Source organism: Verrucosispora sp. WMMA2044, assembly GCF_027497155.1.
Taxonomy (GTDB): Bacteria; Actinomycetota; Actinomycetes; order Mycobacteriales; family Micromonosporaceae; genus Micromonospora; species Micromonospora palythoicola.
Map to the genome: position 1 here is coordinate 1,791,307 of NZ_CP114913.1, position 26,540 is coordinate 1,817,846.

A 26,540-nucleotide genomic window follows, 5' to 3' on the forward strand; every position below is an offset into this window, starting at 1 on the left:
GGTCGAGGAGTGCATTGTGGTGTGGTCACCGAAAATGGGGCAAATATGCTGATTCGCAGGGCAGGCGTCGACAAGTCGTGAGTATGGCTACCCCATCGGGCCCATCGGGACGAATACGTCACGGTGGCGCAGGGTAGGCGGGTCGATGGAGTTCCGGGTACTCGGTCCGCTGGAAGCGGTCGACGACGACGGCGGCCGGCTCGACCTGGGGGGTCATCGTCAGCAGATCGTCCTCGCCAGCCTGGCCCTGGAACCGCGCCGGGTGATCTCGGTCGGACGACTGGTGACCGCGGTCTACGGCGATCGGCTGCCCAACAGCGCCCGTGCCCAGGTGCAGATCTGTGTGTCCGCGCTCCGTCGGCTGCTGGCGGCCAACGGGCGCCCGGAGGCGATCGCCACGCGGCACCAGGGGTACGCCCTGGAGGTGCCCGACGACGATGTCGATCTGCAACGGTACGAGTCGTTGCTCACCCGGGCGGGCGCGACCGCCGACCGGGACGAGGCCGTGCGGCTCTACCGCGAGGCACTGCGCATGTGGCGCGGGGCGCCGCTGGAGGGCCTGGACAGCGAGCCACTGCGCGCGGCCGCCGACCGACTCGTCGAGCGCCGGCTGACCGCCGTCGAGGAGTGCATCGACTTCGAGCTCGCCCTGGGCCGACACGATGACGTGATCGCCGAGCTGACCGGGCTGGTCGCCGCCCACCCGCTGCGCGAGCGGCTGCGTGGGCAGTTGATGCTCGCGCTCTACCGGTCCGGCCGGCAGGCCGAGGCGCTGGAGTGCTATCGCTCGGCCCGCCGGATCCTGATCGAGGATCTCGGCCTGGAGCCCAGCGAGCGGTTGCAGCGGTTGGAGCGCTCGATCCTCGGCTCCGACATCGGGCTCAGCGCGCCGGTGCCCCCGGCGAGGATCGAGATCGGGCTGCCCGTCGCGGCCGAGCCGGTGGTCATCCCGCCGCCGGCCGCCATCGCCGAGCAGACGACGCACGACGGCGTCGGGCCGCCCCTGCCGGCCGCCGACGGCCCGATCCTGCCGGTCACCGGCGTCGGCGTGCCCCTGCCGGTCACCGGTGGCGGCCCGAGTCTGCTGCCCACCGACATCGCGGACTTCACCGGTCGCACCGAACAGGTCCAGGAAATTCAGGAAAGGCTCGCCGAGGCCGCGGAGAACCCAGCTCAGTTGGCGGTGCCGATCGTCGTGGTCGCCGGCAAGCCCGGCATCGGCAAGACCTCGCTGTGCGTACACGTCGCGCACCGGCTCACCTGGCGCTATCCGGACGGCCAGCTCTTCGCCGACCTGCACGGCGGTACGTCCCGGCAGGCCAGTCCGACCCAGGTGCTGGAACGCTTCCTGCGCGGCCTCGGCGTGCCGGGCAACGCGATCCCGGACGAGCTGGAGGAGCGCGCGGAGATGTACCGCGACCTGCTGGCCGACCGGCGCATCCTGGTCGTGCTGGACAACGCCGGCAGCGAGACGCAACTGCTGCCGCTGCTGCCGGGCAACCCCAGCTCCGCGGTGCTGGTCACCAGCCGGCGGCGCCTGGCCGGGCTCCCGGGCGCGGTGCACATCGAGGTGGACGTCTTCGACTCGGTCCAGTCGATCGCGCTGTTGTCGCGGATAGCCGGGGGCGACCGGGTGCAGGCCGAGGCGGACGCGGCGGCCGAGCTGGCCGAGCTGTGCGGGCAGCTGCCGCTGGCGTTGCGGATCGCCGGCGCGCGGCTGTCGGCGCGCCCGCACTGGACGGTGGAGCAGCTCGCCAGCCGTCTGGAGAACGAATCCCGCCGACTCGACGAGCTCAAGCACGGTGCCCTGGGGATCCGGGTGAGCATCTCGCTCACCTACGACAACCTGGCCGATGAGGCCCGCCGGCTGTTCCGCCGGCTGGCCCTGCTCGATTTCCCGGCCTTCGGTGGCTGGGTCAGCGCCGCGCTGCTCGACCAGCCGCTGGCCGACGCGCAGGACCTGCTCGATGAGCTGGTCGACGCGCAGCTGGTCGAGATCACCGGCACCGAGGGGGGTCCGCGCGCCCAGTACCGGCTTCACGATCTCATCCGGGTGTTCGCTCGGGAACGGCTGGCCGCGGAGGAGTGCGCCACCGACCACAGCGCGGCCTTGGCGCGGGTGCTCGGCGGGCTGCTCTTCCTCGCCGAGCAGGCGCACGAGCGGTTGCACGGTTGCGACACTCGGCAGGTGCACAGTCAGGCCGAGCGGTGGACGTTCGCCCCGAAGGTGGTGGCGCGGATCATCCGTGATCCGCTGGGCTGGCTGGAGCGCGAGCGCCTGAACCTGGTCGCCGCCGTGCGCCAGACGGTCAAGGTCGGCCTGGTCGAGCTGTGCTGGGACCTCGCGTTCACGTCGGTGACCCTGTTCGAGTCGCGGATCTATCTCGACGACTGGCGAGAGACCCACCGGGTGGCCCTGGCCGCGTGCCGATCCGTTGGCGATCAGCGCGGCGAGGCGGTGATGCTGTACTCCACCGGCTCGCTCGGCATCGTCGAGAAGCGCTTCACCGACGCGCGGGAGAATCTGGAGCAGTCCGAGCTGCTGTTCAAACAGCTCGGTGCCGAGCACGGGGTCGCCCTGGTCAGCCGCCAACTGGCCTATCTGGACCGGATCGCCAGCGACTTCGACAACGCGACGCGTCGCTACGAGAGTGCGTTGCACGTGCTGCTCGCCGCCGGTGACCTGACCGCGGCGGCCTACGTGCTGAACAGCATGGCGCAGACCGCGCTGGAACGCGGCAACCCGGAGGAGGCCAAGCGGATATTGCCGCGCGCGTTGGAGCTGAGTCGACAGGCTGGCAGCCGGCGCGTCGAGGCGCAGGTGATGCTCCGGCTGGCCGACGCGCACCTGAGCGCCGGGGACCACGCGGCGGCCGTGACGGCGTTCGACGAGACCCTGACCGTGGTGCGTGACCTGGGTGATCCGATCGGCCAGGCCTACGCGCTGCACGGACTGGGCCTGGCCCACCTGTGCTCCGGCGACCACGAGCAGGCGGGCCGCGCGCTCACCGAAGCGCGGAGGCTGGCGTCCAGCACGGGCGAGCGGATGATCGAGGCGCGGGTCGAACGCAGCCTGGGCGAGTTGGACCTGGCGGTCGGTAAGGCACCGCAGGCGGTGGTGCACCTGAACCGGGCCCTGAGCCTGTTCCGCAGCATCCAGGCGCCGACGTTCGAGGCGCGGGTGCTGGCCATGCTCAGCGAGGCGTACGCCGCCGCCGGTGGTGGCGACCAACGGTACGCCGAGCCGGCGGAGAGCGAGGCGACGGCCACGCCAGCCCACCACGAGATGACCGCGACGTAGCCGCCGCCACGGGCCGGGCGAATGGCCGGCGGTGTCGGCCTTTCCGCTCGGCGGGGCAACCGTGGTGCCGGTTGCGGCACCACAGTTGCAAAAAGACGGTGTGCGGGCGATGAGCCTGCACACCGTCTTTCTGCTGTGGCGGGTCGTTCGGCAGCACGAATCCGTGGTTGTGGGGCATTCCGTCCGGTGCGGCGTCGATCAGGTCCAGGGCCAGTTGTCCAGCGTGGTCGAGCTCACGGTCGTCTCGCCGGCGGAGAGCGTGGTGTCGGCGTGTGCGGCGGAGGCACCGGCCAGGGCGAGCCCGATACCGAACAAACCGGCGACAATGGCCTTGGCGATGTGAGCAGCAGTCGAACGCATGGTTAATCCTCGTTTCTTAGCGGATTACCGGCTGCCTAGAGGGCGGTGCGGCAGCGGTTCTGGAAACGAAGTTATGGCCCCGGTCCATTGGCGCACTATTGAAGTTCTTTCCTGCCTCCAATGGTCGGCATCAGCCGCGACGATAGGCATTCGAATGCATGGCGATAGCACCCCATTCGATGATCGCGGAAACCAGGCGCTCGCGCAGTCGCGGGCTGAACAGGAGCAAAAGTCGATGAAGGTCACTGCACAGGCCCTTGATGTGGTATACGGCCGGCCCGCAGCCGGAGTTCCGGCGCGGCTGGAACGACGTACACCCGAAGGCTGGAAGCCGGTGGCCGGCGTGGGGACCGACGACCACGGCCACATCCTCGACTGGTCGGGCAACCGTCTGGTCAAGGGCGACTACCGCGACGTTTTCGACAGCGGCTCCTACTTCGCCGATCTCGGAGTCGGCACCGTCTACCCCGAGATCGCGGTTGTCGTCGGGCTCCTCGACGACATGGACGTCTGCGACATCCAGGTGCTGCCGGCGCCGTACTCGTGCTCGATGTTCATCGGTGCTCGCAGCTGACATCGAAGGGCGCGCCGCGCGCGCCGTCGTGATGAACGCGCCGCGACGACCACACGCCGCGGCGATGATCAAGGAGGACATCATGCATTCCTTTCACAACGCGGTGAAGCGCTACCGGCCGGCCGTCCATGAGCCGTTGCCGGACCGCACCTGGCCGGATCGGGTCATCGCCGCGGCCCCCCGCTGGCTCTCGACCGACCTTCGCGACGGCAACCAGTCGCTCGTCAACCCGATGGACCCGGCCCGGAAGCTGAGCATGTTCCGGCTGCTGGTGACGATGGGTTACCGGGAGATCGAGGTCGGTTTTCCGTCGGCGAGCAGGGACGACCACGATTTCCTACGGCTGCTCATCGACAAGGACCTGATTCCCGACGACGTACGGATCACCGTGTTGGTCCAGGCGCGGGACGACCTGATCCGGCGCACCGTGCAGAGTCTGGTCGGCGCGCCGCGCGCCACCGTGCACCTCTACAACGCGACCTCGCCGCTGTTCCGCCGGATGGTGCTCGGCGTCGACCGGGACGGGTGCCGGCAGCTCGCCGTGCACGGCACGCAGCTGATGATGAAGTACGCCGAGGAGAGCCTCACCGACTGCGACCTGGGCTACCAGTACTCGCCCGAGCTGTTCAACGACACCGAGGCGGACTTCTCCCTGGAGGTCTGCGAGGCGGTGATGGACGTGTGGCAGCCGGAGCCCGGCCGGCCGATCATCCTGAACTTCCCGACCACCGTCGAACGCACCATGCCCAACGTCTTCGCCGACCGGATCGAGTGGATGGACCGGCATCTGAGCCGGCGCGAGCACCTGTGCCTGTCGGTGCATCCGCACAACGACCGGGGTACCGGGGTGGCCACCGCCGAGCTGGCCGTGCTCGCCGGCGCCGAGCGCATCGAGGGCTGCCTGTTCGGTAACGGCGAGCGGGCCGGCAACGTCGACCTGGTGACGCTGGGGCTGAACCTGTTCAGCCAGGGTGTCGACCCGGGCATCGACTTCTCTGGTCTGGACCGGATCCGGCGCACCGCCGAGCGGTGCACCGACCTGCCGGTGCACCCCCGGCACCCGTACGCCGGGGACCTGGCCTACACCGCCTTCTCCGGTTCCCACCAGGACGCCATCAACAAGGGTTTCGCCGAGCAGAGCCGGGTCGCGGCCGAGCAGGGCGTCCCGGTGGACGAGGTCGCCTGGGAGATTCCCTATCTGCCGATCGACCCTCAGGACGTGGGCCGCGCCTACGAGAGTGTGGTGCGGATCAACAGCCAGTCCGGCAAGGGCGGGGTGGCGTACGTGCTGAGTTCCCGGCTCGGGCTGCACCCGCCGCGGGATCTGCAGCTGGAGTTCGCCGGCCTGGTGCAGTCCTACGCCGATGCCGAGGGCGGCGAGATCGACCCCGAGCGGGTGTGTGCCCTGTTCCGCGACGAGTACGTGTCCGGGTCGCTGATGGTGGTGCCGGTGGCGACGGCCCGTCCGGTGTCCGCGTATCTGCACATCGACGGTGCCGCGTTCACCGTCGGTGGGCAACGCACCGACGAGCTGGAACGGATCGGGCGGGCGCTGGCCCGCTGGGGCGTCGAGGTGCGGGCGGTGCACCGCACCGGCACCGGGCTGGCCGACTCGACCGGCCTGGTCGTCTACGCGGAGCTGCGGGTGGGCGACGAGACCCTGTGGGGCGCCGGCATCGAGGCCGAGCTGCCGGCGGCGGTGTCGGCCGCGGTGCGCTCGGCGGTGGCCCGGGTCGGTCGGACCCCGCTGGCCTCGGTGCCGAGGCAGGACCAGGCGCCTGCGGTCGCACCCCGCTACGCCCGGGTCGGGTGAGCACGATCGACGGATGGCGCGGCGATAGGGGTACGACAGCGGCCGTCCGTAGCGTCTGGAGTACCGGCCGATCCCAGGTGAGCGAGCCGGAGCTGCGATCGTATCGAGAGGATGATCATGAAGTTGGTCGAGCGCGCGGACGCGATCGCCACGCTGGACGGCCTCCTTGCCTCGGCCGTCGCCGGCAAAGGACGGATCGCCGTCATAGCGGGCGCGGTAGCGTCCGGCAAAACCGAGTTGTTGAACACCTACGCCGACCGGGCGGTGGACCGCGACGCCCTGGCGATCACCGCGATCGGCGCGGACGCCGAGCGTGACCTGCCGCTCGGTGTGCTCACCCAGTTGCTGCTCGACGCGCCACTGGTTCCCGAGGAGCAGCGGCGCGCGATGAACCTGCTGTACGAAGGGGTCCGCGCCGACGACTGCGACAACCAGATCGACCCGCAGATCGTGCACGCCCTCTGCACGATCCTGTTGGAGCTGTCCCACCGCTATCCGCTGATCATCGCGGTCGACGACATCGACCGCGCCGACCGGCTGTCGATCGTCTGCCTGTCCTACCTGGCCCGGCGGGCGCGCTTCGCGCCGATGCTGCTGCTGTTCACCCAGACCGAGCAGGGCCGCCGGGACGACGTCGCATTCGACACCGAGGCGTTCTGGCGGCCACCGCACGGCTCGCGGGTCGTCCTGTCGGCCCTGTCGGCCGACGCGATGCGCGAACTGGCGGCCAGCTACGTCGGCGAAGCCGACGCCGAGCGGCTGGCGCCGGCCTGGCAGCAGGTCAGCGGTGGCAACCCGCTGCTGCTACGTGGCCTGCTCGACGATCACCGGGAGGCGTCGGCCGCCGGTGCCGGGGTCGGCGGCGAACCGGTGACCGGGGAGAACTTCGCCCGGGCGGTGGTCTCCTGCCTGCACCGCACCAGCGCCCGGGTGCTGCGGGTGGCCCAGGGGCTGGCGGTCTGCGGCGATCTCGCGCTGCTCGAACAGTTGGTCCCGGACGACGGCGGGCAGATCGGCCCGGCGGTACGCACGCTGACCACGATGGGCCTGCTGTCCGGTGCGGACTTCCGGCATCCGGCCGCTCGCGCGGCGGTGCTGGCCGACATCGACGAGCTGGACCGCGTCGACCTGTTCAGCCGGGCCGCGGTGCTCGCTCATCGCGGTGGCGCGTCCAGCGGCGTGGTGGCCGAGCATCTGCTCGGCGCCGGCGACGTCAACGAGGCGTGGGCCGTGCCGGTGCTCGAGGACGCCGCCCGGCAGTCGTTGCGGGAGGGCCAGGTGGCGGTGGCGGTGCGCTACCTGCAACTCGCGCTGCGCGCCTGCACCGACAGCCAGCGTCGCGCGCGGATCACCGCCGCCCTGGTACGCGCCGAGTGGCGGATCAACCCGAGCGCGCCGACCGGTTACCTGCCCGAGTTGGCCGCCGCCCTGCGTGGCGGGCACCTGCGCGGGGTGGACGCGCTGGTGCTGACCAAGGCGCTGCTCTGGCACGGCCAGTTCACCGAAGCCCGGGAGGCGTTCGAGCTGATCAGCGCGCACAGCGGCAAGGCCGACGCGGAGACCCTCGCCGAGTTGGTCATCACCCGGCCGCTGATGCTGGCGACGTACCCGTCCTTCCGGCCCCTGCTGCACCCGGGCATCCAGCCGCCGGTGGCGATGCCGACGGTGTCGGCCAGTCATCGGCTGTCGGCGGCCACCGCGCTGGCCGGGGTACTCAGCGACGGCCCGTCGGAGCGAGCGATCGCGGTGGCCGAACGGATCCTGGGCAACTCGCGCCTGGACGAGATGAGCCTGGACACCGTGGAGAGTGCGTTGCTGGCACTCACCTACGGTGGCTGCCCGGCCAACGCCGCGGTGTGGTGCGACGCGTTCGTCGACGAGGCGCGGATGCGACGCTCGCCGAGCCGGCAGGCGCGGCTGGCGGCCATCCGCGCGGAGATCTCGATGCGCCTGGGCGACCTGACCGGGGCGCGGCAGCACGCCACCGACGCGCTGACCGTGATGCCGTCGAGCAGTTGGGGCGTCGCGATCGGTGGTCCGCTGGCTGTTCTGATCATGGCGACCACCGCGATCGGTGACATCGGTGCGGTCCGCGACCACCTGGATCAGCCGGTGCCGGAGGAGATGTTCCAGACCCGGTTCGGATTGCACTACCTGTACGCTCGGGGCCGGTACAGTCTCGCCGTCGGTGAGTTGCCGCTGGCGTTGCGCGACTTCAGGCTCTGCGGCCAGCTGGCCGCGCAGTGGGGAATGGACACCCCCGGCCTGGTGCCGTGGCGGGTCGACGCGGCCGAGACGTTGCTGCGGATGAACGCGCCGGAGCAGGCCCAGCAGCTGATCGAGGACCAGCTGAAGCGCTGCGGCGACGGCCAGCCGCGGGTGCGCGCCATGGCCCTGCGCCTGTACGCCGCCTGCGGAGAGCTCCGGCACCGGCCGATGTTCCTGCGTCAGGCCGCCGACCTGCACAATGGCGGTGACGACTACGAGCTGGCCCGCACCCTCGTCGACCTGACCGAGGCGTTCCAGACGCTTGGTGAGTCGCGGCGGGTCCGCCTCATCGCCCGGCGGGCGCGTACCACGGCCGAGAAGGCAGGGGCGCTACCGCTGCTTCAGGCGCTGACCCTGGAGTCCGGCTGGGACGAGGGGGACACCGCGGATGCGATCAACCCGGTCGTGGCGGTGGCGGTCCTGAGCGAGGCCGAGCATCGCGTCGCCGCTTTGGCGGCGGCCGGTTACAGCAACCGGGAGATCTCCGCGAAGCTGTTCATCACGATCAGCACGGTCGAGCAGCATCTGACCCGTACGTACCGCAAGTTGAACGTCGCCCGCCGTGGCGACCTGCCGGCGAGTCTGAGCCCGGACTACTCCGCCAGCGTCTGAGCGACAGGCAGCAGGCCGCACCCATCGGGTGCGGCCTGCTGCCGTGGCGTCGCCAGTCGTGCGGTCCGACCAGCGGTTCAGACGACGGCGTACGCGGGTGCCACCACCGCGATGGCGGTCACGACCAGCCCGTGCCGGGCCAGCCAGCGGCCGTTGAAGCCGGTGAGCCGGCGCCCGTGCAGCTGCGCCCCCGTCACCAGTATCCGGGCCTCGAAGGTGCCGGCCAGCGGGTCGAAGGTGATGTCGGCGTCCTCGAAGTCCAGCCAGCGCCCGGTCAGCGGGAACCAGGCCTTGTAGACGGACTCCTTGGCGCTGAACAGCAACCGGTCCCAGCACACGTCGGGGTGCTCGCGCCGCAGCAGGCCGATCCGCTCCCGTTCCTCAGGCAGCGACACGGCCGGCAGGACGTCGTCGAGCAGCGGTGCGTTCGGCTCGGCGTCGATGCCGATGGTGGTGATGACCTCGGATTCGGCGAGCACCGCGGCGCGGTAGCCGTCGCAGTGCGTGATGCTGCCGATCAGGCCGGCCGGCCAGCGCGGTTCGCCGCGCGGCCCAGGCGGCACCGACGCCGGTGCGCGTCCGAGGCGGGCCATCGCCTGCCGGGCGCACCAGCGGCCGGTGGTGAACTCCCGCCGCCGTTTGTCCACCGCGACGCGGACGACCCTTTCCTCGTCCGGAAAGAGAAACGGGTCGGGCGCCTCGGTGAAGGTGTCGACGGCGACCGTGCCGGCGGGGAGAATCGCCTCGATCATGGCACGCTCCGAACCGGTGACTGTTTCTCCGTTCCCGCCGTCGATGGCGGCGGGGCGCTCTTGTCGACAGTGGGCATGTATCGAATGCTAAAGACCGCCACCGCGTACCGGAATGCGCGGCGGCGGTCTCTCGGGCTCGAGCCGGCACGGTTACGGGAGGACCAGGGCGAGTAGGGGAGGTGGGGTGCGATCCCGACGGGTGGTCAGCGGACCACCAGGCCCCGATCCGTGAACTGGGCACGGACCCGGTCGAGCAGGTCGGGCGTGGGCGGCTCGGTGTCGGCGCACGGGTAGGGCAGCCCCAGCTCACGGTACTTGTGCGCGCCGAGTCGGTGGAACGGCAGCACCTCCACCCGCTGCACCGTGGGTAGAGCGGCCACGAAGTCGGCGACCCCGGCCACGTTCGCCGGGTCGTCGGTGAGACCGGGCACGAGCACGAAGCGGATCCAGATCGGAATGCCCCGCTCGGCGACCCGGTGGGCGAAGCGCAGGGTCGGCGCGACCGCACCGGTTCGGGTGACCCGGCGGTAGGTCGCCGGATCCCAGCTCTTGATGTCCAGCAGCACCAGGTCGGTCGCGTCGAGCAGCTCCGGGGTGGCGCGGTCGCCGAGGAAACCGCTGGTGTCCAGCGCGGTGTGCAGACCCAGTTCCGCGCAGCGTCGCAGGACGGCCGCGGTGAACCGGGGCTGTTGCAGCGGCTCACCGCCGCTAAGGGTGACGCCACCACCGGCCACCTTGATGAATCGCTCGTACCGCCGGATCTCGGTGACCAGGTCGTCCACGGTCATGGCCCGTCCGCTGCGCTGGTACCAGGTGTCGGGGCTGTGGCAGAAGCGGCAGCGCAGCGGGCAGCCGGCGAGGAACGCCACGAAGCGGGTGCCGGGTCCGTCCACTCCGGTGGAGGTGTCGAAGGAGTGGACGGAACCGAGCACCGTACCGGCGGGCACGTAGGACGGGCGCGACGGCCAGGCCATGGCGGTCACAGCCGGCCGTGGACGGTACGGGAGATGACGTCGCGCTGCTGCTCGCGGGTCAACCGGACGAAGTTCACCGCGTACCCGGAGACCCGGATGGTCAGTTGCGGGTACCGCTCGGGGTGGGCCATGGCGTCTTCGAGGGTGGCCCGGTCGAGCACGTTGACGTTGAGGTGGAAACCGCCCGCGTCGGTGTAACCGTCGAGCACTCCCACGAGATTGTCGATCTGCTCGTCACGGGTACGACCGAGCCCGTCCGGGGTGACCGTGGTGGTGAGCGAGATGCCGTCGCGGGCGCTGGCGTACGGCAGCTTCGCCACCGACAGTGCCGCGGCGACCAGGCCGTGGGTGTCCCGGCCGTTCATCGGGTTCGCGCCCGGCGCGAACGGCTCGCCGGCTCGACGACCGTCCGGGGTGTTGCCGGTGTGCTTGCCGTAGACCACGTTCGAGGTGATGGTGAGCACCGACAGGCTCGGCTCGGCACCCCGGTACGTCGGCTGCGCCCGTACCTTCTCCATGAAGCGCTCCACCAGGTCCACGGCGATGGCGTCGGCCCGGTCGTCGTTGTTGCCGAAGGCGGGGTAGTCGCCGTCGACGGTGTAGTCGGTGACCAGGCCGGTGCCGTCACGCAGCACCTTCACCTGGGCGTGCCGGATCGCCGAGAGGCTGTCCACGGCCACCGAGAGCCCGGCGATCCCGGTGGCGAGGAAGCGGTGCACGGGGTGGTCGTGCAGCGCCATCTCCAGCCGCTCGTAGGCGTACCTGTCGTGCATGTAGTGGATGACGTTGAGCGCCCGGACGTAGGTGCGGGCCAGCCAGTCGAGGGTCCGGTCGAAGGCGGCCAGCACGGTGTCGTAGTCCAGCACGTCGTCGGTGACCGGCGGCGTCGCGGGCGCGACCTGCTCACCGGTGATCTCGTCCCGGCCGCCGTTGATCGCGTAGAGCAGGGCCTTGGCGAGGTTGGCGCGGGCGCCGAAGTACTGCATGTCCTTGCCGACGCGCATCGCCGACACGCAGCAGGCGATCGCGGTGTCGTCGGAGTACACCGGCCGGATCAGGTCGTCGTTCTCGTACTGGATGGCGCTGGTGTCCAGCGACACCTGCGCGCAGAAGCGTTTGAAGCCGGTGGGCAGGTCGGGCGACCAGAGCACGGTCAGGTTCGGCTCCGGCGCCGGACCGAGGTTGTACAGCGTCTGCAGGAAGCGGAAGCTGGTTCGGGTCACCAGCGGCCGGCCGCCCGCGTCGACGCCGCCGATCGCCTCGGTCACCCAGGTGGGGTCGCCGGAGAACAACTCGTCGTACTCGGGGGTGCGCAGGAACCGGATGATCCGCAGCTTGATCACGAAGTCGTCGATCAGTTCCTGGGCGGCGGACTCGGTGAGCCGGCCCTCGGCGATGTCGCGGTCCAGGTACACGTCGACGAACGTCGACGTGCGGCCCAGCGACATGGCGGCGCCGTTCTGTTCCTTGGTGGCGGCCAGGTAGGCGAAGTAGAGCCACTGGATCGCCTCGCGGCCGGTGGTGGCGGGCGCGCTGATGTCGTGGCCGTAGCCGGCGGCCATCTCCTTGAGTTCGCCGAGGGCGCGGATCTGCTCGGCCAGCTCCTCCCGGTCCCGGATGACCTCCTCGGTGCCGGGACGGTCGTCCAGGGAAGCCTTGATCGCCGCACGTTCGGCGACGAGGCGGTCGACGCCGTAGAGCGCGACCCGCCGGTAGTCGCCGATGATCCGGCCGCGGCCGTACGCGTCGGGCAGACCGGTGACGATGTGCGAGCGCCGCGCCGCCAGCACGTCGGCGGGGTAGGCGTCGAAGACCCCGGCGTTGTGGGTCTTGCGGTACGTGGTGAAGATGCGGCGCACCTGCGGGTCCATGGCGAAGCCGTACGCGGTGAGCCCGTTCTCCACCATCCGCAGCCCACCATTCGGCATGATCGCCCGGCGCAGCGGCGCGTCGGTCTGCAACCCGACGATCAGCTCGCGGTCCCGGTCGATCCAGCCGGGCGCGTGGGAGGTGATAGTGGCCGGGGTGTGCGGGTCGACGTCGTAGATGCCGCGCTCGCGTTCCACGGTGAACATGTCGCGTAGCCGGTCCCACAACCCGGTGGTGCGCGGGGTGGACCCGGCGAGGAACCGGGCGTCGCCACGGTACGGGGTGACGTTGTCACGGACGAACGCGGCCACGTCGACGGTGTCGCGCCAGGCGTCGCCGTGGAAGCCGCGCCACGGGTCGGACCCGACCGTCGGGTGCTGCTCGGGCCGGACCGCCGTGCTGTGCTGCTGGACCATGTCTCCTCCTGGAAGCTCTCCTCGAGCCTCTCCCGGAGGCGACCGGGCGGTCAGGGGCGAAAGACCCGGTCGATCCGGGCCGCTGGCCACCGGCGTGGCCGCGGGGCATCGGTGACGATCAGAGTGTGACCGGACGACGTGACCGGCACTGACGATCGGAGTATCCGGATGACCGCCGTGCCCGCGACGCGCCTCCTACCCGCCCCGGCCTCGCCGCCGGAGAACGGGACGGCCAGCATGCCCGCGACGCCGATCGACACCCTGGTCGGCAACGGACTGCGGGCCCTGGACGACTACGCCGCCTTCGACCAGGAGCGCGTCGACCGGATCGTGGCGAAGGCCTCGGTGGCGGCGCTGGGCCGGCACGCCGACCTGGCCCGGATGGCGGTGGCCGAGACCGGTCGCGGCGTCTTCGAGGACAAGGCCGTCAAGAACATCTTCGCGTGTGAGCACGTCACCAACCACATGGCGGGCCTGAAGACGGTCGGGGTCGTCTCCCGGGACGAGATCAACGGAATCGTCGAGATCGCCGAACCGGTCGGCGTGGTCTGCGCCGTCACCCCGGTCACCAACCCCACCTCGACGACCATCTTCAAGGCCCTGCTCGGCCTGAAGACCCGCAACCCGATGATCTTCGCCTTCCATCCGGCCGCCCAGCGGTGCAGTGTTGAGGCGGCCCGGGTGGTCCGGGACGCCGCCGTCGCGGCGGGCGCACCCGAGCACTGCATCCAGTGGATCGAGCAGCCCTCCGTCGAGGCCACCGGCGCGCTGATGAGGCACCCGGGCGTGTCCACGATCCTGGCCACCGGTGGCAACGGCATGGTGCGCGCGGCGTACTCGTCGGGCAAGCCCGCCCTCGGTGTCGGTGCCGGCAACGTGCCGGCGTACGTCCATCGCGGCGCGCGGCTGCGCCGGGCGGTGCACGACATCGTGCTGTCGAAGTCGTTCGACAACGGCATGGTCTGTGCCTCGGAGCAGGCGGTGATCATCGATGCCGAGGTGTACCCGGCGGCGCTCGCGGAGTTCCAGCGGCTGCACGCGTACGTGGCCACCCGGGACGAGAAGCGCCGGATCGAGGAGCTGATCTTCGGCGGCGCCGCCGGTGGCGCCGACTGTGCCGGCGGGCGACTCAACCCGCAGGTCGTCGGCCAGAGCGCGGCGTGGATCGCCGAGCGTGCCGGCCTGACCGTGCCGGCCGACACGTCGGTGCTCCTGGTCGAGGTGGACCACGTCGGTCCGGCCGAACCGCTCACCCGGGAGAAGCTCTGCCCCGTCCTGGCGGTGCTCCGCGCGGAGTCCACCGAGGACGGCATCCGGTACGCCGAGCAGATGGTCGAGCTGAACGGCCTCGGCCACAGCGCGGTGATCCACAGCGAGGACGAGCGGCTCGTCGAGGAGTACGGCCGGCGGGTCAAGGCGGTACGCGTCATCTGGAACGCTCCCGCGTCCCAGGGCGGCATCGGCGACATGTACAACGCGTTCCTGCCGTCGTTGACGCTCGGCTGCGGCAGCTACGGACGCAACTCGGTGTCGAACAACGTCACCGCGGTCGACCTGCTCAACGTCAAGCGGATCGGCCGCCGCACCAACAACCTGCAGTGGTTCAAGGTCCCGCCGAAGATCTACTTCGAGCCGAACGCGATCCGCTACCTGGCCGACCTGCCCGACGTGCACCGGGTCACCGTGGTCACCGACCACACGATGACCCGGCTGGGGTACGTCGACCGGCTGATCACGGTGCTGCAGCAGCGACCCGGACGGGTGGCGTTGCAGATCATCGACGACGTCGAACCGGAGCCGAGCGTCGGCACCGTGGATCGGGGCGCGGAGCTGATGCGGTCCTTCCAACCCGACACGATCATCGCGTTGGGCGGGGGGTCGGCGATGGACGCCGCCAAGGTGATGTGGCTGCGCTACGAGCATCCGGAGGTGGTCTTCGCCGACATGCGGGAGAAGTTCTTCGACATCCGCAAGCGGGCGTTCAAGTTCCCGACGCTGGGGGAGCGGGCCCGACTGGTCTGCATCCCCACCACCTCGGGTACGGGCGCCGAGGTGACGCCGTTCGCGGTCATAACCGACACCGCCACCGGCAAGAAGTTCCCCCTCGCGGACTACGCGCTGACGCCGAGCGTGGCCATCGTCGATCCGGTGCTCGCCGCGGACCTGCCGCCCAGAATCACGGCGGACAGCGGCTTCGACGCGCTGACCCACGCCACCGAGTCGTACGTCTCCGTCTACGCCAACGACTTCACCGACGGCCTCGCGTTGCAGGCCATCAAGTTGATCTTCAACTATCTGGAGCGGGCGGTACGCGACGGCGCGGCCGACGCCGAGGCCCGGGAGAAGATGCACAACGCGGGAACGATCGCCGGCATGGCCTTCGGCAGCGCCTTCCTGGGCATCGTGCACGCCATGTCGCACACCCTGGGCGCCACCTTCCACGTGGCGCACGGACGCACCAACGCGATCCTGATGCCGCACGTCATCCGCTACAACGGTGCGACGCCGGCGAAGCTGACCGGGTGGCCCAAGTACGAGCACTACCGGGCGCCGGAGCGGTTCCAGGACATCGCCCGGATGCTGGGTCTGCCGGCCGCCACCCCGCAGCAGGGCGTCGAGTCGTACGCCGCCGCGGTGGAGCGGCTGCGCGACGCCGTCGGCATCGAGCCGTCCTTCCAGGCCGTCGGTGTCGACGAGGAGGCGTTCCTCGCGGCCCTGCCGCAGCAGGCTCTCAACGCCTACGAGGACCAGTGCGCCCCGGCCAACCCGCGGATGCCGATGCTCGACGACATGCAGGACCTGATGCGCAACGCGTACTACGGCAAGTGATCACCGCCGCCGAGTCGCCGTTCGTCGCGGCCATGGGCGGCCGGCGGGGAACCCGCCGAGCGGTGGCGGCGCCCCCCGGTGTCGCCCCTGGCCGCGCCGGGCAAGCGCCCGGTACTCCGGCCGATGCCGTGGGCCACGACCGGTCCGGTCCGCCTACTGTGCGGGCTGGAACAGTTCGATGAGGTTGCCCGCCGGGTCGGAGAGCAGAATCTGCCGGCCGCCCGGCCCGCTGATGGCGTCGCTGCGAAACGTCAGTCCGGCGTCGCGCAGCCTACTGATCTCGGCGTCGAGGTTCTCGACGGGCAGGTGGATCCGGTTGCGTCCGGGGCCGCTGGCGTCAGCCGGCGTGGCGCGTGCACCGGAGCTGGGGGCGCCGGAGAGCAGCAGTCGCAGCCGGCCGCGGACCACGTCGGCGAAGGCGGGCGCGGCGCTCATGTTGACGGTGAAGCCGAGATGGGTGGTGTAGAAGTCGATGGCGGCCTGAACGTCATCGACGATGTACCGGACGCTGGCGTACTTGTCGTCTCCGGTCATGGGCGGGTTGCTCCTTCACATTCGTTGACCAAGTGGCGGCAGGCTCCGGCGTTGCGACGATTCTCTGCGCTACCAGGGCGTCGGATGGAGCCAGGCGCCGTGGCCGTCGGCACGCGCATCGCGATCCTCAAGCGGGCGTTCGACGCGAGCGACGGGCACTTGACTCGGCGGGGCCATGGGACGAACATACGCCAAGCAGGAAGATTACATCAAGCGCATTTGATGAGAATGTGCCAGGAGGTGGCGGATGAGCCCAGAGCGGCCAGTGGGGACAGGATCCGCCGCCGAGCCCGCCAGCCGGCCGTCCGGCCACCGTCCTGATGCGTCCCCGAACACCCTGGTCCGGCGGTTGAGCACGGCGGACGCGGTCGTGATCGGACTGGGGTCGATGATCGGCGCGGGAGTCTTCGCCGCCTTCGGTCCTGCGGCTCGCGCGGCAGGTAGCGGCTTGCTGATCGGCCTGCTGATCGCGGCGCTGATCGCGTACTGCAACGCGGTGGCCTCCGCGCAACTGGCCGCCGCCTCGCCGACCTCCGGCGGCACGTACATCTACGGACGCGAACGCATCGGACAGTGGGCCGGATTCACAGCCGGCTGGGGTTTCGTCGTCGGTAAGACCGCCTCCTGCGCCGCCATGGCACTCACCTTCGCCTCGTACGTCATACCTGAGCCAAGGTGGATCCAACGCGCGTTGGCGGTGGTGGCCGTCGTGGCGCTGGCGGCGCTCAACTACCGCGGTGTGACCAAGACCGTGTTTCTGACCCGGGTGCTGGTCGCCGCGAGCCTGAGCGCCCTGGCCGTCGTCGTGGTGGCGGTCGCTGTCTGGGGGAATGCCGCAGCGGCGAATCTGGGCGGTCGGTCGGCGCTGGACGACGGCGGAGCGTACGGCATCCTGCAGGCCGCCGGCCTGCTGTTCTTCGCCTTCGCCGGCTACGCCCGGATCGCCACGATGGCCGAGGAGGTCCGCGAGCCGGAGCGTGCCATCCCGCGTGCCATCCCGCTCGCCCTGTTCATCACCGTCGCCGTTTACCTGGCGGTGGCGATCACGGCTCTGCTGGCGGCCGGCCCTGACCGGCTTGCCGCCGCCGCGGCCCCACTGGTCAGCGCCGTGCAGTCCGCCGAGGTGCCCGTCGTTGCCCCCGTCGTTCGCGTCGGTGCGGCGCTCGCCTCCCTGGGTGCGCTGTTGGCCCTGATCGCCGGCATCGGCCGTACCAGCCTCGCGATGGCGCGGCACGGCGATCTTCCCCGGTGGTTGGGTGCCGTCCATCCGCGGTACCGCGTCCCGCACCATGCCGAGATCGCGCTCGCGGTCGTGGTCAGCGTGGTGGTCGCGACCGTTGACCTGCGCGGGGTCATCGGTTTCTCGTCCTTCGGCGTGTTGGTCTACTACGCCGTCGCGAACGTAGCGGCCTTCCGCCAGCCTCGGCGCGAGCGGCGCTGGCCACGCTGGCTCAACATGCTGGGCGCCGCCGGCTGTCTGGTTCTGGTGGCGACCCTGCCGTGGCAGTCGGTGATCGCCGGCCTGACCATGTTCGGCCTGGGGCTGGCCGGCCGCGCCACTGTGTTGGCTCGCCGTTCGTCGCGAATGGCCTGAATTGCTGGGCCGATTGAACCAAAACGGATTGATCTAACGAACTGGCTTGATGTAACCTCGGGCTGTGACATGCCGCACCGCCAGAGTTACTCGGCGTGCTGTAGCTGCGCGTCGAGCGGCGAGGCTCACTCACCACGCGCCGTCTCGGCCCGCTCGGGGCGACGTCGGTGCTTCAGGGTCGGCCGCCAGCCGGGGCGCGGCGTCCGGTTGCCGCCCCCTGCTGCCGTACGAGTGGGCTGAGCCAGAGCGGGAGGTGGCGGCGGCGGAGAAGCGCCGGGTGGCCGAGAGAGATGAAGGAGAACGATATGGGTGAGCAGGCAGCCCAGCGAGGTAGCCCCGATCACCAGGTGGGGACCCAGGCAGACCAGTGGTGGCTGGTGATTGCCGCGGGACTTGCTGTTTTCATGGCGTCTGTCGACATGAGCATCGTCAACGTGGCGCTGCCCGCAATCGAGCAGGACTTCGGCATCGCGACGAGCATGACCGAGTGGGTGGTGCTGGCCTACCTGCTGCCGCTCGCCGGACTGGCACTGCCCAGCGGTCGCTGGCTGGACAACGTCGGGCGGCGTCCGGCGCTCGTGTTCTCGTTGGCCGGATTCGCCCTCGCCAGCCTCGCAGCAGGGTTGGCACCCGACCTGACCTTCCTGATCGGTGCGCGACTGGTCCAGGGCACGTTTGGTGCGCTTCTCTTCTCCCTGGTCCCGGCGCTGGTGACGACGGCTGTTCGGCCGCAGGCACGCGGTCGCGCGATGGGTGTGATCACCACGCTCGGCCCGGTGGGGCTCATCAGCGGGCCAGGACTCGGGGGCCTGCTCGTCGATGCCATGGGATGGCCGTGGATCTTCTTCGTCAACCTGCCGGTGAGCGTTCTCGTCATGGCCGTCGGCTTGCGTCTGCTGCCGGCGGGGGCGCCCCTGCGTGCGCCCGACCGTCGGTGGTTCACCGAGGCGCTGCTACTCAGCGGAGCGGTCGCGGCCGTACTTCTCGCCCTGTCCTTCACGGCGAGCGAGGGCGTGGCGTGGATGCTCCTGGCGCTTCTCGCGGTGCCCCTGTTCCTGCTCTGGCTGCGGTTGCCCACGAGTGCGGCCCTGAAGGGCCTGTTCCGTACTCCGGGGGAGGTCGGTCCCCACCTTGCGCTCCTCCTGGCCGCCACTGCTATCGGCACCGTCTTCTTCATCTCTCCGTTCTTCCTCCAACAGGAGCTCGGTGCATCCCCGGCTGCCATCGGCCTTACCGTGCTGGCCTTCCCGGCGGGGATGGCGCTGATGGGGCCCATCGGTGGCTTCCTGGGTGACTGGTGGGGCTCCCGGCGGACCGCCCTGGTGGGAACCTCGCTGTTCACCGTCGGCCTGGTTCTGCTGCTGCCTCTGGACACGTCGTGGGGGTTGGGTGACCTGGCCTGGCGGCTGTTCCTGGCGGGCTGCGGCAACGGTCTGTTCAACGCCCCCAACATGGCCATGGCAATGACGCACGCCCCGCAGCGCCTGCTGGCGACCACGGGCTCCTCGACGAATCTCTCCCGCACCATGGGGTTCGCGTTGGGTCCGGCTCTGGCGACCCTGATGTGGTCGCTGTCCTCCTACGAGATCGGCGGGATGCGGGGCGCCATGATTCTGGCTGCGGTGCTCAGCGCGTTCTCTGTCGTCGCGCTCCTGCGGACCCGGATACCGAAGCAGCCGGCGGAGGCGGTCCGGGAGCAGTCGGGTGTACGCGACGCGGTGCCGTAGATCTGAGGCCACCATCCTCGCCGTCCCGCTACGGCGGGCTCGCTTCACCGTCCCGATCAAAAGCATCGTCACTTTCGACCCAGAGAGGAATCGCAATGAAGATCGAAGTCGACGAGGAGAAGTGCTGCGGCGCCGGGCAGTGCGCGTTGATCGCGCCGGAGGTGTTCGCGCAACGCGACGATCGCACTGTCCTGCTGCTGGTCCCGGTGCCCGACGAGACGCTGCACGCCACGGTTCGCGAGGCGGCCACGGCCTGCCCGATGTCCGCGATCACCCTGATGGAGGACGCCCCCGTCTCCGGCTAAGGCGTGTTGAAGCCGCTGGCCGTCGGCTGGACCCGGCGCGGCCCGGTGAACGCTTCTGAACACCGCACCACCTGCAGCCGTGGCTGGCTTCGATGAAGCCAGCCACGGCTGCAGGTTGCCGCGATGTCACCTCAGCGTCTCAGGCCAATGATCAGCTCCTTGGTCCGCGGCCAGCGTCGCCAGGCCAGGACGCAGACCACAATCAGCCAGGCCAGCGGAACCCAGGGCGGATCATTGACGATGAAGAGATTGGTGTAGACAGCCCCCACCAGCAACGCCGCCAGTCCTGAGGCGGCGATTCCGGCCAACGCGGGGATCAGCACACCGATCCCGCCCACCAGCTCCACCACGCCGATGAAGTACCGGAGCCCCTGACCGCCACCAATGCGGTCGAACAGGTCCACCATCGCCGGCAGGCCGAAAAGCTTCACCAGGCCGCCGATGATGAAATCGACGCCGACAATGGCCTGCACGACCCACAGCACGCGGTTCGCCACGCGCCCCTGGGAGGTGGCCTTGTTGACGGCAACATCGTCGCTCACGCTGTCCACCTCTTTTCCGAGCAATTAGCACCGAATTTCTCGACCAGCACACTCATGTCCCACCGCCCGATTCTGAAGTCGGTTCAGCACGACCCTAATGCGGGCTTGCCGCTCCTGGCACTACCCGGACGAGTGGTGCCACCTCATCCAGGTAATTACGCCAGGGTGGGCAGTCGGATCCCAGCAGGTTCACGCTGTTGTGGCGAACTGGGTGGGCAGCCGCGTCAGTGTTTTTTGCGGGACAATAGATGGTTCACGCCAATGCCTCTCGGTTCCGGCGCCGAGGGTGTTGCTTACTTAGGTAGTTGTCCAGCTTTCGCCGCCGCCGCAGGATCAACTGGGTATCCCCGAATCCATGCGCGTGAAAGGGGCCGGATGTGCTCGGGACGAACTTGGGTATGACAGATCCCGCTGACGTCCTGGCCGGTCTGGGTCAGGACGGATCTGCATTCGCCCTGCTGCACAGGCCGCACTCGCTCTCGGGTTCGTCGGTCGAGGTGCTCGTCGGCGACATCTCGACTGTGGATCGTCTGGCCGACCTTCCACTGCCCGAAACGCCAGGCACGTCAGACGGAGTGGCCGCAGGTCGCGCCGACCTCCTCACGGTGGTCCCCTACCGGCAGATCACCGAGCACGGGTTCGCGTGCCGTGACGACGGGGCCCCGCTGTTGGCCATGCGGATCCGTGACCGCACCGAAATCGACCTCGCCCAAGCCGTGGCGCTCCTGCCGGTGGAGGACGTGTCCGTCGTCGAGGCCGGTTTCGACATCGATGACCCGGAGTATGCGGAAATCGTACGCCGGATCATGCGCGACGAGATCGGCAACGGTGCCGGGTCCAACTTCGTCATCAGGCGCTCTTTCCTCGCACAGGTGCGTGACTACTCGGTCGCCAAAGAGTTGAGTGTCTTCCGGAGACTTGTCACCAGCGAGGCTGGGGCCTACTGGACCTTCCTGATCCACACCGGCTCCGGAACCTTCATCGGTGCGTCGCCGGAACTGCACGTGGGTCTGGTCGGCGGCGCGGTGACGATGAACCCGATCAGTGGCACGTACCGCCATCCGCCCGAGGGTCCCGACCTGCGAGGACTGCTGGAGTTCCTCGGGGACCCCAAGGAGTCGAATGAGCTCTACATGGTGGTCGACGAAGAGCTGAAGATGATGGCACGCATCTGCCCGTCGGGTGGCCGCGCCCGGGGTCCGTTCCTCAAGGAGATGGCGAGCCTGACCCACACCGAATACCTTCTGCAAGGTCCCAGCGACCTCGACGTGCGCGAGGTGCTGCGAACAACCTTGTTGGCTCCCACCGTCACCGGTAGCCCACTCGAGAACGCGTTCCGCGTCATCAGCCGCCACGAGACGACCGGACGCGGATACTACGGCGGGTTCCTCGCGCTGATCGGTCGGGATGGCCTGGGCCAGCGAACCCTTGACTCGGCGATCATGATCCGGACCGCGGAGATCGACGCAGGCGGCCGGCTTCGGCTGGGCGTCGGTGCCACACTGGTCCGGGATTCGGATCCCGACTCGGAGGTGGCCGAGACCCGAACCAAGGTGGCGGGAATGCTCAGGGCGTTCGGCCTGACACCTGGGACACCTGATCCGGTCGTCCGGTCCGTGACGCGGTCTCGCCCGCCGTTGTCCGCCGATCCGCGCGTTCGTCAGTCATTACAGGCCCGCAACAGCACGCTGTCCACCTTTTGGCTCGACGGCGCATATCGCATCGCACCGGACCCGGCGCTGCAGGGGCGGCGCGTGTTGGTCGTGGACGGCGAGGACAGGTTCACCGCCATGCTCGGCCACCAACTCCGGGCCCTCGGCCTGCACACCAGGATCGCCCGGTACGACGAGCCTGTGAGCACGGAGGCCTTCGAGATCATCGTGGTCGGCCCCGGTCCCGGGGATCCGCGTGACACCGACGATCGTCGAATCGGCGCGCTACGCGCGCTCACCCGGGAACTGCTCATCGGCAGCAAGCCCTTCCTCTCCATCTGTCTCGGGCACCAGGTGCTCGCTGCGGAACTCGGCCTCGAGATCGTCCGGCTGCCGGTGCCGAACCAGGGCGTCCAGCGTGTGATCGACTTGTTCGGTCGGCCCGAGCGGGTGGCGTTCTACAACACCTACAGCGCCCGATGCGAGCAGGACCAGGTCTTCCACGCCGGTCTCAGGCAGCGCGTCCAGGTCAGTCGGGACGGCTCGTCCGGGCAGGTGCACGCGCTGCGCGGCCCGCACTTCCGGTCCGTGCAGTTTCATCCCGAGTCGGTGCTGACCCAGCACGGACCGCAGATCCTCAGCGAGTTCCTCGGTGCGCTGGTGCCGGTGCCGGTGCCGCTGACGAGTTGACGCGCGGTCGACCTGTCAGGGGAGACCGGTGGCGGTCATCGCCCGACCGGGCCGGCAACGCGCGTGAGTCCGCAAGGGTGGACGTTTCGCGCTGACGACGTCACTGGCTCGCTCGGCTGTTGTGGCGGCCAGATCCAGGTGACGCAGGCTACCGCCACGGGTGGGTCAACGTTTCCATCGCACGCTCTGACCGATCGTCGCCTCGCTGCTGGGGAAGGTGGGCGAGAGCGTGACGGGCTGTGTAGACGAAGGCGGGCGGCATGTTGTGCCAGACCGCCTTGCTGACGTCCACCTGTCGGAAGCTGCCCCGTAGCAGGCGGTAGAAGCGGCGGGCCGGCGGCGTCCAGACCGCGTGAACGTAGGCGAATGCCGCGAACGTTCCGTTCGGTGCCAGGCTCTCCCGGACGGCGCTCATCATCCGATCCAGCTCACTCGCGGAGAACAGCGCGTAGGGCAGGCCGCTGATGACGGCGTCGGCGAAGCGCACCTGACGTTCGTCGAGGAGACGGCGGAGCTGCGCCGCATCGCCGACAGCCACGTCCACCGAGGGAAACCGGCCTTGCAACTGGGTGGCGAACCGGTCGTTGAGTTCCACGGCCAGGTGCCGGCCACGTGCTGCGAGCCGCCGTTGGATCTCGGCGGTGAAAGAGCCGGTCCCCGGCCCCAACTCGACGACGACGGGATCGTCCACCTCGGGTACGGCGGCGGCCATGCGTCTGCCGACTGCGGCCGCACTGGGGATGATCGACGCGGTACGGGCCGGATTTCTCAGGAACTCGCGAACGAAGAGACCGTAGTCAGTAGCCACGTCGAGCCGTCCTGTTCGTGTGGGGCAGACCGTGTGGAGGTCGCGGTGTCGACATAGTTCGATTCCGGGCGCTCAAGAGCCGAATTTGCGTGAGCCGGATGAACCGTTGGATCGAAACCGGCTCGTGCACGATAAAGATATCGACCACGAAATGGACCGATCTACTACCTGCTTCCGCTAATGACCACTACCCGAACGGGGGCACCGGTGATCGACTTGACGAATCAACGGGGCTCGTGTTCCGATGGCTGATCGTCGACCGAAATAACTCGCTCGACGGACTCGCCAATGGGAATCGTGAGCGGCGGTGCAGCCCGCTCACTATGGTGACGGATACGACTGCAGGACGTAGTTCTCGTGGTCGAAGCGACGTGTCCGTTGGCGGAAGGAACGGGTCATGCTTGGCCAGAGTGTCGTGTTGCGGCCGTTGTCATCGAGATACCAGCTCCGGCAACCAGACGCCCACACCGTACCGGTCATCTTGCTCTGCACCTCCGACACGAATGACGCCTGGGCTTCCGGCCGTACCTCCACCACCGCGACGCCGACCTGCTCCATGAAGCGCACGGCGTTGATCGCATAGTCGACCTGGGCCTCCATCGTCAGCAGCGACGAGTTCTGTCCGGAAACGGTGTTGGGTCCGAGGAGCATGAAGAGGTTCGGGTAGCCCGTGATGGCGGTGCCCAGGTAAGCCTGGGCACCTTGGCGCCACGCATCGGCGAGCAGGCGGCCGTCCCTGCCGCGTAGACGACGGGCTATGGGCATGTTGGCGGGCTCGAAGCCGGTGCCGAAGATGATCGTGTCGACGACCCGTTCAGTGCCGTCCACCGTGACGATCGAGTTGCGGCGCAGCTGCTGGATCGCGCTTCGCACAAGTTCGGTGTTGGCCCGTGTGACGGCGGGATAGAACGTGCTGGAGAGCACGACCCGTTTGCAACCGAACCGATGATCGGGCGTGAGCGCCGCGCGCAGCTCCGGGTCGCTCACCTGCCGGTGCAGGTGGCGCCGCCCCAACCACTCCGCGGGCCTGAGCATGTGCTGGTCGAACCGGAGGCCGAGGATGAAGGACTCGCGCCACAGATAGACAGCCGTCCTTGCGATTCGTTGCGTCTGGGGGAACTTCCGGTAGAGCTTCTTCTCCAGGCCCGTCTTCTTCCGATTCCAGCGGGGGATCACCCACGGAGGAGTGCGTTGGAAGACGTACAACTGGGAGACCGCGGGTTGGATCTCCGGGATGAACTGTACTGCGGAGGCGCCGGTGCCGATCACCGCCACGCGTTTCCCGCTCAGGTCGAAGGTGGGATCCCAGGTCGCCGTGTGGAAGGTCGTGCCGGCGAACTCGTCCAGGCCGGGGATACGCGGCGTGGCAGGCCTGCTGAGTGGACCCGTGGCCACGATGAGGACGTCGGCGGTGATCTTTCCCTGTGAGGTGTCGATGCACCACCGGTTGGCTTCGTCCTGCCATTCGGCGGACATGAGTTCGTGACGGAACCGGAGCTTTGCCTCGAGGCCGAAATCGTTCGCACACCGGCGGAGGTATCGCTGAATCTCGGGCTGTGAGGGGAAGGTACTAGTCCAGTCGGGATCAGGTGCGAACGAGTAGGAGTACAGGTTGGACGGTACGTCGCTGGCCGCGCCGGGGTAGACGTTGTCACGCCAGGTCCCACCGACATCGTCGGCCCGCTCGAGCACGAGGAAATCGTCGATACCCATCTGGGTGAGCCGCATCGCCATGCCCAGTCCCGCGAAACCGGCCCCGACGATCGCGATCCGGATGTGGCGTGTCGAGGCGGACCCGACCAACCCGGACGGTGCTGTCTGCGCCGCGTCGGGTGGGCCCGGCAGGGATTCGGTGACGACGGCGGGTGCGGGTCGGCGTACACGTCGCACCAGGCCCAGGGCCGGTCCCGACGACAGGTATGTGGCGGCCGCGAGTCCGAAGCCGATCCTCGGCCCGGCCATCAGCGCGGCCAGCGGGAGCGGCCAAACCCACCGGGGTAGTGCGACGAGCGGCCCGAACTTGGAGTACGGCAGGGTGGTGACCATCAGGACAGCCAGCGCCCCGGTCAGCCCGACATGGCCGGCGGTCGGTTCGATGCCCAACTGGATGGTGACGGCGAGGATGACGGCGGGCATCGCCGCCGGAAGCCCGGTGAAGTAGCGCCCGTCCTTGGGCAGCACGTTGAACCGGGCGAGCCGGATCATCGCGCAGACGGCCAGCCCTGCGCACGCGGCCGCCACCACGTAGAGCGGAGCGGCACCGCTGAGCCAGTGGTAGGCCAGTAGCGGTGTGGCCAGCCCGAACCCGCACAGATCCGCCAGCGAATCCATCTGTGCCCCGAACGGACTCGTGACGGCGAACCTTCGTGCGAGAGCTCCGTCGATACCGTCGAGGGTGAAGCAGCCGAGAAGGCAGAGGCTGGCCCAGCGCAACTCGCCGTTCGTGGCCAACAGGATGGCGCTCGCGCCGAGGAGCAGTGCGGTCACGGTGCAGGCGTTGACCAGGGCGAACCTCAGCAGCCGTCCAGGCTCCGGTTCGCCGGGCAGGAGTTCACCCAACCATCGTGACGGCGCCCGCGCCGCGAGGGCTACGGCCGTTCGAGACCGTCCTTTGACCGAAAGTTGTCTGCTGGACATGGCAATGCCTCCCAGGCGACAGCGGTCGCTACGGCAACCCGCACTCCGGTCATTCCTTGAATGCGTGTCGCCTGCTTCACGGCAACCTTGCTGAAGGATCTTTTCCAGCCATCGAACTCGTAGTCGAATGGCACTTTATCTTTGCCGGACCTTCGAGCTGTCAGGTGGTCGGGCGAACCCGGTGGACCTTTAGATTCTGCGGCGATGCGTCACCAGAAACAACTACTTGAGCAAGCAACGCTCAACCGGCGCCGGCGAACGCGATCTGGCGTGAACGCGCCAT

17 protein-coding genes are annotated in these 26,540 nt (G+C 69.2%); 9 read left to right on the forward strand and 8 right to left on the reverse strand.

The window, feature by feature from the left end; all coding sequences use genetic code 11:
* Positions 1-145 precede the first annotated feature (145 nt).
* Complete coding sequence (locus O3597_RS08040) at positions 146-3,301, forward strand: BTAD domain-containing putative transcriptional regulator (protein ID WP_164449059.1); 3,156 nt, start codon at positions 146-148, stop codon at positions 3,299-3,301.
* Between the two features lie 198 nt (positions 3,302-3,499).
* On the opposite strand, the gene O3597_RS08045 is transcribed toward O3597_RS08040, so the two are convergent.
* Positions 3,500-3,661, reverse strand: coding sequence for a hypothetical protein (locus tag O3597_RS08045; RefSeq protein ID WP_164449058.1), 162 nt, complete (start codon positions 3,659-3,661; stop codon positions 3,500-3,502).
* A 154-nt stretch (positions 3,662-3,815) separates the two neighbouring features.
* Between O3597_RS08045 and O3597_RS08050 the strand changes: the two genes are divergently transcribed.
* From O3597_RS08050 to O3597_RS08060, 3 genes are all read left to right on the forward strand, one after another.
* The gene (locus tag O3597_RS08050; RefSeq protein WP_281603692.1) at positions 3,816-4,235 is read left to right on the forward strand and encodes a hydroxyisourate hydrolase; all 420 of its coding nucleotides are present in this window, start codon (positions 3,816-3,818) and stop codon (positions 4,233-4,235) included.
* Positions 4,236-4,317: 82 nt separating this feature from the next.
* Positions 4,318-6,048, forward strand: coding sequence for a 2-isopropylmalate synthase (locus O3597_RS08055; RefSeq protein ID WP_208020985.1), 1,731 nt, complete (start codon positions 4,318-4,320; stop codon positions 6,046-6,048).
* A gap of 117 nt (positions 6,049-6,165) precedes the next feature.
* Positions 6,166-8,928, forward strand: a complete 2,763-nt coding sequence (locus O3597_RS08060) for a LuxR family transcriptional regulator (protein WP_281603693.1) — start codon at positions 6,166-6,168, stop codon at positions 8,926-8,928.
* A 77-nt stretch (positions 8,929-9,005) separates the two neighbouring features.
* On the opposite strand, the gene O3597_RS08065 is transcribed toward O3597_RS08060, so the two are convergent.
* The 3 genes from O3597_RS08065 to pflB form a co-directional block, all read right to left on the reverse strand.
* On the reverse strand, positions 9,006-9,680 hold the full coding sequence (locus O3597_RS08065; RefSeq protein WP_164449055.1) for a 4'-phosphopantetheinyl transferase superfamily protein: 675 nt from the start codon (positions 9,678-9,680) through the stop codon (positions 9,006-9,008).
* A gap of 203 nt (positions 9,681-9,883) precedes the next feature.
* On the reverse strand, positions 9,884-10,654 hold the full coding sequence (gene pflA / locus O3597_RS08070) for a pyruvate formate-lyase-activating protein (RefSeq protein ID WP_281604501.1): 771 nt from the start codon (positions 10,652-10,654) through the stop codon (positions 9,884-9,886).
* A 5-nt stretch (positions 10,655-10,659) separates the two neighbouring features.
* Positions 10,660-12,939: a formate C-acetyltransferase gene (gene pflB, locus O3597_RS08075; protein ID WP_281603694.1), complete on the reverse strand. Its 2,280-nt coding sequence runs from the start codon at positions 12,937-12,939 to the stop codon at positions 10,660-10,662.
* 168 nt (positions 12,940-13,107) lie between these two features.
* Here pflB and adhE point away from each other — a divergent pair, with 168 nt between their 5' ends.
* Positions 13,108-15,768 (forward strand): bifunctional acetaldehyde-CoA/alcohol dehydrogenase, encoded by a 2,661-nt coding sequence (gene adhE, locus O3597_RS08080; RefSeq protein ID WP_281603695.1) that lies wholly within the window; start codon positions 13,108-13,110, stop codon positions 15,766-15,768.
* A gap of 153 nt (positions 15,769-15,921) precedes the next feature.
* Here the strand turns inward: adhE and O3597_RS08085 are convergent, their stop codons facing one another.
* Positions 15,922-16,302 carry a VOC family protein gene (locus tag O3597_RS08085; protein ID WP_281603696.1) on the reverse strand — a complete coding sequence of 127 codons (381 nt, stop codon included), beginning with the start codon at positions 16,300-16,302 and terminating at the stop codon, positions 15,922-15,924.
* A 349-nt stretch (positions 16,303-16,651) separates the two neighbouring features.
* On the opposite strand from O3597_RS08085, the gene O3597_RS08090 reads away from it, so the two are divergent.
* From O3597_RS08090 to O3597_RS08100, 3 genes are all read left to right on the forward strand, one after another.
* Positions 16,652-17,896, forward strand: coding sequence for an APC family permease (locus O3597_RS08090; protein WP_281603697.1), 1,245 nt, complete (start codon positions 16,652-16,654; stop codon positions 17,894-17,896).
* A gap of 290 nt (positions 17,897-18,186) precedes the next feature.
* Positions 18,187-19,623 carry an MFS transporter gene (locus O3597_RS08095; protein ID WP_281603698.1) on the forward strand — a complete coding sequence of 479 codons (1,437 nt, stop codon included), beginning with the start codon at positions 18,187-18,189 and terminating at the stop codon, positions 19,621-19,623.
* A 95-nt stretch (positions 19,624-19,718) separates the two neighbouring features.
* Positions 19,719-19,928 carry a ferredoxin gene (locus O3597_RS08100; RefSeq protein ID WP_281603699.1) on the forward strand — a complete coding sequence of 70 codons (210 nt, stop codon included), beginning with the start codon at positions 19,719-19,721 and terminating at the stop codon, positions 19,926-19,928.
* Positions 19,929-20,059: 131 nt separating this feature from the next.
* On the opposite strand, the gene O3597_RS08105 is transcribed toward O3597_RS08100, so the two are convergent.
* On the reverse strand, positions 20,060-20,470 hold the full coding sequence (locus tag O3597_RS08105) for a DoxX family protein (protein WP_281603700.1): 411 nt from the start codon (positions 20,468-20,470) through the stop codon (positions 20,060-20,062).
* 398 nt (positions 20,471-20,868) lie between these two features.
* On the opposite strand from O3597_RS08105, the gene O3597_RS08110 reads away from it, so the two are divergent.
* On the forward strand, positions 20,869-22,812 hold the full coding sequence (locus O3597_RS08110; protein WP_281603701.1) for an anthranilate synthase family protein: 1,944 nt from the start codon (positions 20,869-20,871) through the stop codon (positions 22,810-22,812).
* 148 nt (positions 22,813-22,960) lie between these two features.
* Here O3597_RS08110 and O3597_RS08115 read toward each other — a convergent pair whose 3' ends face one another.
* Together O3597_RS08115 and O3597_RS08120 are read right to left on the reverse strand one after the other, a co-directional pair.
* Positions 22,961-23,620, reverse strand: a complete 660-nt coding sequence (locus O3597_RS08115) for a methyltransferase domain-containing protein (protein ID WP_281603702.1) — start codon at positions 23,618-23,620, stop codon at positions 22,961-22,963.
* Between the two features lie 321 nt (positions 23,621-23,941).
* Positions 23,942-26,257: an NAD(P)-binding domain-containing protein gene (locus O3597_RS08120; protein ID WP_348650337.1), complete on the reverse strand. Its 2,316-nt coding sequence runs from the start codon at positions 26,255-26,257 to the stop codon at positions 23,942-23,944.
* Positions 26,258-26,540 lie beyond the last annotated feature (283 nt).

Bases quoted from the DNA above. Each gene is read 5' to 3' on its own strand.
- O3597_RS08040 (WP_164449059.1), top strand. From the start codon at position 146: ATGGAGTTCCGGGTACTCGGTCCGCTGGAAGCGGTCGACGACGACGGC.
- adhE (WP_281603695.1), top strand. From the start codon at position 13,108: ATGACCGCCGTGCCCGCGACGCGCCTCCTACCCGCCCCGGCCTCGCCG.
- O3597_RS08095 (WP_281603698.1), top strand. From the start codon at position 18,187: ATGAAGGAGAACGATATGGGTGAGCAGGCAGCCCAGCGAGGTAGCCCC.
- pflB (WP_281603694.1), bottom strand. From the start codon at position 12,939: ATGGTCCAGCAGCACAGCACGGCGGTCCGGCCCGAGCAGCACCCGACG.
- O3597_RS08085 (WP_281603696.1), bottom strand. From the start codon at position 16,302: ATGACCGGAGACGACAAGTACGCCAGCGTCCGGTACATCGTCGATGAC.
- O3597_RS08100 (WP_281603699.1), top strand. From the start codon at position 19,719: ATGAAGATCGAAGTCGACGAGGAGAAGTGCTGCGGCGCCGGGCAGTGC.
- O3597_RS08055 (WP_208020985.1), top strand. From the start codon at position 4,318: ATGCATTCCTTTCACAACGCGGTGAAGCGCTACCGGCCGGCCGTCCAT.
- O3597_RS08110 (WP_281603701.1), top strand. From the start codon at position 20,869: ATGACAGATCCCGCTGACGTCCTGGCCGGTCTGGGTCAGGACGGATCT.
- O3597_RS08050 (WP_281603692.1), top strand. From the start codon at position 3,816: ATGCATGGCGATAGCACCCCATTCGATGATCGCGGAAACCAGGCGCTC.
- O3597_RS08060 (WP_281603693.1), top strand. From the start codon at position 6,166: ATGAAGTTGGTCGAGCGCGCGGACGCGATCGCCACGCTGGACGGCCTC.
- O3597_RS08120 (WP_348650337.1), bottom strand. From the start codon at position 26,257: ATGTCCAGCAGACAACTTTCGGTCAAAGGACGGTCTCGAACGGCCGTA.
- pflA (WP_281604501.1), bottom strand. From the start codon at position 10,654: ATGGCCTGGCCGTCGCGCCCGTCCTACGTGCCCGCCGGTACGGTGCTC.
- O3597_RS08045 (WP_164449058.1), bottom strand. From the start codon at position 3,661: ATGCGTTCGACTGCTGCTCACATCGCCAAGGCCATTGTCGCCGGTTTG.
- O3597_RS08065 (WP_164449055.1), bottom strand. From the start codon at position 9,680: ATGATCGAGGCGATTCTCCCCGCCGGCACGGTCGCCGTCGACACCTTC.